At 64.7% G+C, this 5,785-nt stretch carries 4 protein-coding genes; 1 reads left to right on the forward strand and 3 read right to left on the reverse strand.

The window, feature by feature from the left end; translation table 11 throughout:
- Window positions 1-198: 198 nt before the first annotated feature.
- Genes pvdO through pvdM form a run of 3 tightly spaced genes read right to left on the reverse strand, consistent with a single transcriptional unit; the run spans window position 199 to window position 3,768 of the window.
- Entirely contained in the window at window positions 199-1,086 is an 888-nt protein-coding gene (pvdO, locus tag ACW9IB_RS24880; protein WP_457415871.1) for a dihydropyoverdine dehydrogenase, read from the reverse strand.
- Between the two features lie 32 nt (window positions 1,087-1,118).
- The gene (gene pvdN, locus ACW9IB_RS24885; protein ID WP_457415872.1) at window positions 1,119-2,399 is read right to left on the reverse strand and encodes a pyoverdine-tailoring periplasmic protein PvdN; all 1,281 of its coding nucleotides are present in this window, start codon (window positions 2,397-2,399) and stop codon (window positions 1,119-1,121) included.
- Window positions 2,400-2,418: 19 nt separating this feature from the next.
- Complete coding sequence (pvdM, locus tag ACW9IB_RS24890) at window positions 2,419-3,768, reverse strand: pyoverdine-tailoring dipeptidase-like protein PvdM (protein ID WP_457415873.1); 1,350 nt, start codon at window positions 3,766-3,768, stop codon at window positions 2,419-2,421.
- A gap of 142 nt (window positions 3,769-3,910) precedes the next feature.
- On the opposite strand from pvdM, the gene pvdP reads away from it, so the two are divergent.
- Complete coding sequence (gene pvdP / locus ACW9IB_RS24895; RefSeq protein ID WP_457415874.1) at window positions 3,911-5,533, forward strand: pyoverdine maturation tyrosinase PvdP; 1,623 nt, start codon at window positions 3,911-3,913, stop codon at window positions 5,531-5,533.
- The last annotated feature ends 252 nt before the right edge of the window (window positions 5,534-5,785 follow it).

Consider the following 5,785-nt stretch of genomic DNA (forward strand, 5'->3'; position numbering starts at 1 on the left):
CCCGACCCACCGCCTTCGCAGCCTCGCCGGGGCTCGACAGCTCCCACAGGGGATTTGTAGTGACTGGAAAAACACTGTCAGCAGGGAGCAATGGAACTCCAATGTGGGAGCTGCCTGCGAAGACGGCGGCACTGCCGACACAGATGCCGCCTGACCCACAGCCTTCACAGCCTCACCCACACCGAACGCTTGAGCGGCTCAGAGATCGCGCACTACGCGGAAACCAATCCAGTCGCCCCGGGTTTCCGGGTAGATGTTGTTGCGGTTGCCCGAGCGTGAAAACACCGGTGCTTCGCCCCAGTCATTGCCGCGGATCTGATACAGCTCGCACTGCGCGTCCATCCAGGCGCTGCCGTCGGTGGGGGCGCCGTTGTAGTCGGCATGGTAGCAGTCGGCGACCCGTTCGTAGACATTGCCGTGCATGTCGTACAGGCCAAAGGCGTTCGGCGGGTAGCTGCCTACCGGCGACGAGTAGCTGTAGCCGTCCGCCGGGCCGTAGGTGTTGGCATGCTGGGCGATGCTGTAGCCCTTGCCTTCGTCGAACGGGAAGGGGAACGGTCCGGTGGAGCCGCCGCGCGCCGCGTATTCGCGTTGGGCTTCGCTGACCATGTGGTAGTGCTGGCCAGTTTTTTTCGACAGCCAGGCCACGTACTGTTTGATATCGTCCATGTCCATGCACACCGCCGGCTGGCGCGGGCCCTGGGGGTAGCGCGGCTTGCTGGCGATGCATTCGCGGCCAGGGCGCGTGTCTCCGTTGGCGATGACCACTCCGGTCTGGCGTACGTAGCTGTCCCACTCGCCGGCTGTGATCTGGAAGCGGCTCATGGCGAAGGGCTTGGCGAAGGTCACGTCATGCATCGGCCCTTCGTCGGGCTCGCGGCCCACTTCATCTTCCGGGGTACCCATGGTGAAGGTGCCGGCGGGCAGCACCACCATTTCCGGACAGTCCTTGCAGTCCTTGAATACCTTGCCCGGTTGCGGCGTGGCGGCCTGGGCCAGGCCCGGCGACAGGGCGCCGCACAGCGCGGTCAGGGCCAGCGCAGCCAGGGGTTTGAGACGTGATGGAGCAGGGATGTCACGGTGCATGTGGGCATCTCGATCAAGTTAAAAAATCGCCGTCACGCCCGCTGGCTGAGCAGGGTCATGAAGCGTCGGATCTCGTCGGAGGTATTGAGCAGGCCGGGCGCGGTGCGAATCACCGGGCCGACGTCGCGGTTCACGGCGTCGATCACCACGCGGTTTTTCATCATGTAGGCGGCCACCGCGTCGCTGTCCTGGCCCTTGACCCGGAAGAACGTGAACCCCGCCGACAGCTCGGGGCTGCGCGGCGTGACCAATTCGACTCGGGGGTGTTCCAGCAGCGCGCTCTTCAGTTCGGTATTGAGCGCGTGGATACGCGCCTGCACCTGCGGCTTGCCCAGCTGCAAATGCAGCTTGAACGCCTCGTCGGCCGCCCAGCGATGCTCGAACGCGTGGTACCCGCCGGGCGTCATGGTGGTGGCGAAGTCGGTGTCCTCGGAGAAGGTCGGCACCATGGGCGTGACGTATTTGTTTTCCGGATCGCGGGCGCAGACCAGGCCCGTGCCGCGCGGGCCGAACATCCACTTATGGGTGCCGGCGATGAAGAAATCGCAATTCATCTGCGGGAAGTCGAGGTTTTCCACGCCAAAGCCGTGCACGCCGTCCACCACGTAAAGGATGCGGTCCTGCTCGTCGCGGTTGCGGTTGTGCTCGTCCACCAGTTGGCCGATGGCGCCGATGGGCAGTTTCACACCGCTGCCGGACTGCACCCAGGTCATGCCCAGCACGCGGGTGTTGGGGCGGATATGGCGCTGGATATTGCCCAGCACCTCGTCGGCGGACACCTGGTGGGCGTCCTCGAACAGCCGAATCCGGCGCACCTGGGTACCTTGCTTGAGCACGCGAAAATCCAGCACGTTCTGGGTGGCGTAGTGTTCGTGCGCGGTGGTGAGGATCTCCTGGTCGGGTCGCACCTTGATCCCGCCGTAAATCATCGCCAGCCCTTCGGAGGTGCTGCCGGTCAAGGCGATTTGCGGTGGCTTGGCATTCAGGTAGCGGCCGGCCCATTCGCGCACCTGGCCTTCGCGTTTCCAGGTTTCCTGCAGGTCCCAGTCCATTGCCAGCCCGGGGTTGCGGTCGATCTGCTGGCGATAACGCTCGATGGCCTCGCGCACCGGCCTGGGATGCGAGGCCACCAGAAAGTTGGAAAAGTGCAGGTAATCGGGGTCCTGGTTGAACAGTTGCTTGAGGCCCGTCCATGGGGCATCGGTCGCAGCGGCTGGGGTAGCGGCCTGGGCATGGGGCAGCAGGGCGGCGCCCAGTGGCAGGCTGGCGGCGAAAACGCCGGCCTGCTTGAGAAACGTACGGCGGTCGGTCATGGACTCACTTCACGCAGGGTTAACGATTGGCCAAGGGCTTGGCGGCTTTTTGTACCTGGTCCCACACCCGCAGGAAGTTGCCTCCCCACAGCTTGGCGATATCGGCTTCGGAGTAGCCGCGCTGGATCAGCTCGGCAGTGACGTTGCGCACCTCGCCCACGTTGTCCCAGCCCTGGATGCCGCCGCCGTCGTTGAAGTCCGACGCGATGCCCACGTGGTCGATGCCGATCTTGCGCACGGTGTAATCGATGGCGTCGCCCAGGTCCTTGAGGGTCGCCTTGGGTTCCTCTTCGAGAATGCCGTAGAGCCCCTGGGCGTACTGACCGAATTTCTGTTCGGGCCACGCCGCGATGATCGCGTCGCCGGGCATCAGCGCCATGGCCAGATTGGGCAGCGGCGGCAGGTCGAAACGGGCGCGCAGGGCGTTGAGCTTGTCCTGGGTCGGCTGGCTCAGCGGGCGCAGGTAGGCGGGGAACCCCACCACCTGCACCACGCCGCCGCTTTGCTTGATCAGTTGCAGTTCCTTGTCACTGAGGTTGCGCGGGATGTCCACCGAGGCGCGCGGCGCCGAGTGCGATGCCACCATCGGCGTGCGGCTCAGTTGCGCCACCTGCTCCAGGGCCTTGGTGGACATCTGCGACACATCGATGATCACGCCCAGGTCATTGAGGCGGTGCACGGCCTGTTTGCCGATGTCCGACAGCCCGTCCAGCGCATCGGTGGAGTCATTGAAGAACGGCAGCGGGCGCGACGAGTCGGACCAGGCGTTGTTGCCGATATAACTGAAGCCGAACATGCGCATGCCGCGCGCGGTCCACAAATCCAGCTGGTTCAGGTCGTTACCCAGCGGGTAGGCGTTGAGCATGCTGATGAAGATCGCGAACTTGCCTTCGCCGTGCAGGCGTCGGAAATCGTCCGGCGTATAGGCAATGCCCACCTGGTTGGGGAAGTCGCGCACCAGGCCGGAGATGATCTTGTAGCGCACTTCCTGCTCGTGGCGGGCCTCTTCGACGAACCCGTCGGTGGGCTTGTGGGGGGCGTTGGGGCCGTTCCAGATTTCCGGCCAGCCGAAAATCGTCAGGGCTGCGCCGGACAAGCGCCCGCGACTGGCCTTGATCAGGTCGAACTGGCCGCTGCCGTCCTTGTCCGCTTCGTTGCCGGCGGTGCCGAAATCCAGGGGCACGGTGATATGGCTGTCGAACGACAGCAGCCGGTCCTGCATTTCGTTGGCCTGTTTGATCACCGCCAGCGGGTAGCCGGCATTGCCCCGGAACCAGTGGTCCCAGGCCAGGAAGCCGGCTCCGGCGCCGATGGCCAGTGCCAGGGGCAGACCGATATACAGCGCCTTTTTCGAACGTGGTTTTGTCATTGCCATCTCAGTCAGTTGAGGCCTTCGCTATCAGGGAGGAACGAGCGATGACCGCACAAATTTAGGCAGCCGGGGCGGGTCGGTAAATTTTGCGTGGCGGCCAACGTTCTAGCTCTGATAAAGGCGTTTGCTAAGGTAGAAAATGACGATCTCTCGACGTGGGTTCATTGCCGGCCTGGCGCTGACGGGCGCTGCCGTGCCGGCAGCTTTTTATGCCCATCGCGAGCTGACCCGTGAAGAATTCCCCATCACCCCCGGCGAAGCCACGGTGGACTTGGCCGACACCGAGGGCCAGCACCTGGCGAATACGCTGCGCGGGGTCTGGAGCCTACGCCTGGAAGGGCGCGACGCCGGCCTCGACGGCCTGCCACTGCAAGGCCTTGAGCTGCTGCTGGACATCGCCCCCCGTGGCCGTGGCCTGCGCGGCTACCTGGACACTGCGGCCAACCTGCGCGCCGAAGGCGAACCGCGTTACCGGGTACTCGGCGACCTGCTGACGGGCGAGGGCGCCTTGCTCTATTGGCGGCTGATCGACCGCGAGTCTGCCGACGGCGCCCCGGCCTATGAATTCAAGATGACCCTCGACGAGGTCTGGGCCAACTTCGGCAACGCCGGCAGCGGCACCCTCAGCGGGCAGATCCTCGACCTCGACCGGCCCCTGGCGCTGACCGAGCGCGACAACCGCTTCATCGCCCACAAACAGCTGTTTCCCGAAGCCCGCGAACGCATCGGCCTCAACCCCGCGCTGCTGGCCTGGCTGATCGCCCCCGAGCATCGCCTGTTCCACCAGTTGTGGCATGCCACCCGTGACCAATGGCACAAGCTGTCCGAGGACAAGCGCGAGGCCCTGCGCGGGATCGGCTGGCAACCCGGGCCACGGGGGCAGGAGCGCGATGCCCGGGGTAAGCGCAAGGATCGCAACGGCTCGGGCATCGACTTCTTCTACATGCATCGACATATGCTCGGCACCGCGCGGGCCATGCAGCATTTGCCCTCCTGGCCGGCGTTTCCCGAACCGCAACCGCCGCTCGAGCGCGACCGCCTGGGCTTTGTGCGCTACTTCGATAACAGTGACGGCTTTGCGCTGCCGCCCACCTGGTCGGCGCCGGATGACGGTGACTACACCCAGTGGGTCAGTGACATCAAGGCCGCCGAGACCTACCACAGCAACTTCCAGGTCTGGGAGTCGCAGTACCGCGATCCGCGCTACCTGGCCAGGCTGACCCTGGGCCAGCTCGGCTCCGAGATGGAGCTGGGCCTGCACGACTGGTTGCACATGCGCTGGGCCTCCGTGCCCCGTGACCCGTCCAACGGCGGACCGGTGCCGTTCGCCCGCGACCCGGCGGATTTCGCCGCGCGCTGGTACGCCGCCGAAAACGATTTCCTCGGCGACCCGTTCTCGTCCCACGTCAACCCGGTGTTCTGGCATTTCCATGGCTGGATCGACGACCGTGTCGAAGACTGGTTTCGCGCCCATGAGCGCTTTCATCCGGGCGAAGTCCAGCGCCTGCAAGTCAACGGCGTACCCTGGTTCGCGCCGGGGCGCTGGGTGGAAGTGGGCGACCCCTGGCTTGGCCCGGATACCCACGGTTGCAGCACCACGCCGGGCTTGCAGGTGGGCAAGTCGCTGGAGATGGACCCCGAGGTGATGAAGCTCGCCCTGCGTATCACCTTCGGTGCCGAGGACGAGGCACTGCAAGGCCTGTTCAAACGCGTGCCCAAGCGGCCCTGGTATGCGCGCAACCTCAAGCTCAAACCGGCCTGAAACCAGGCGGCGAACGGTGCAATTGCGTTCGCTTTTTTTCACAAAATAAACTGAACTCTGCCTGGCCCTGTCTTGTCCCCGCTTCCCATGTCACCCCCCTCCCGGTAAATCCCTTAATTTCCCAACCCTGTCGGAAGCCTCTCCAGGCCGTCGGCTGCGCCCATATTTTTCAGGGCGCCCAGCACACCCGATCAAGCGGTAGCTGAAAACGGACTTTCTCATCAACCGTGACTTATCAGGCAGGTTACCCCC

The sequence above is a fragment of the Pseudomonas sp. SDO524_S393 genome (assembly GCF_054071875.1).

What these genes read in the sequence shown, in the direction of transcription:
- pvdN (WP_457415872.1), bottom strand. Translation starts at nt 2,399, where the DNA reads ATGACCGACCGCCGTACGTTTCTCAAGCAGGCCGGCGTTTTCGCCGCC.
- pvdP (WP_457415874.1), top strand. Translation starts at nt 3,911, where the DNA reads ATGACGATCTCTCGACGTGGGTTCATTGCCGGCCTGGCGCTGACGGGC.
- pvdO (WP_457415871.1), bottom strand. Translation starts at nt 1,086, where the DNA reads ATGCACCGTGACATCCCTGCTCCATCACGTCTCAAACCCCTGGCTGCG.
- pvdM (WP_457415873.1), bottom strand. Translation starts at nt 3,768, where the DNA reads ATGACAAAACCACGTTCGAAAAAGGCGCTGTATATCGGTCTGCCCCTG.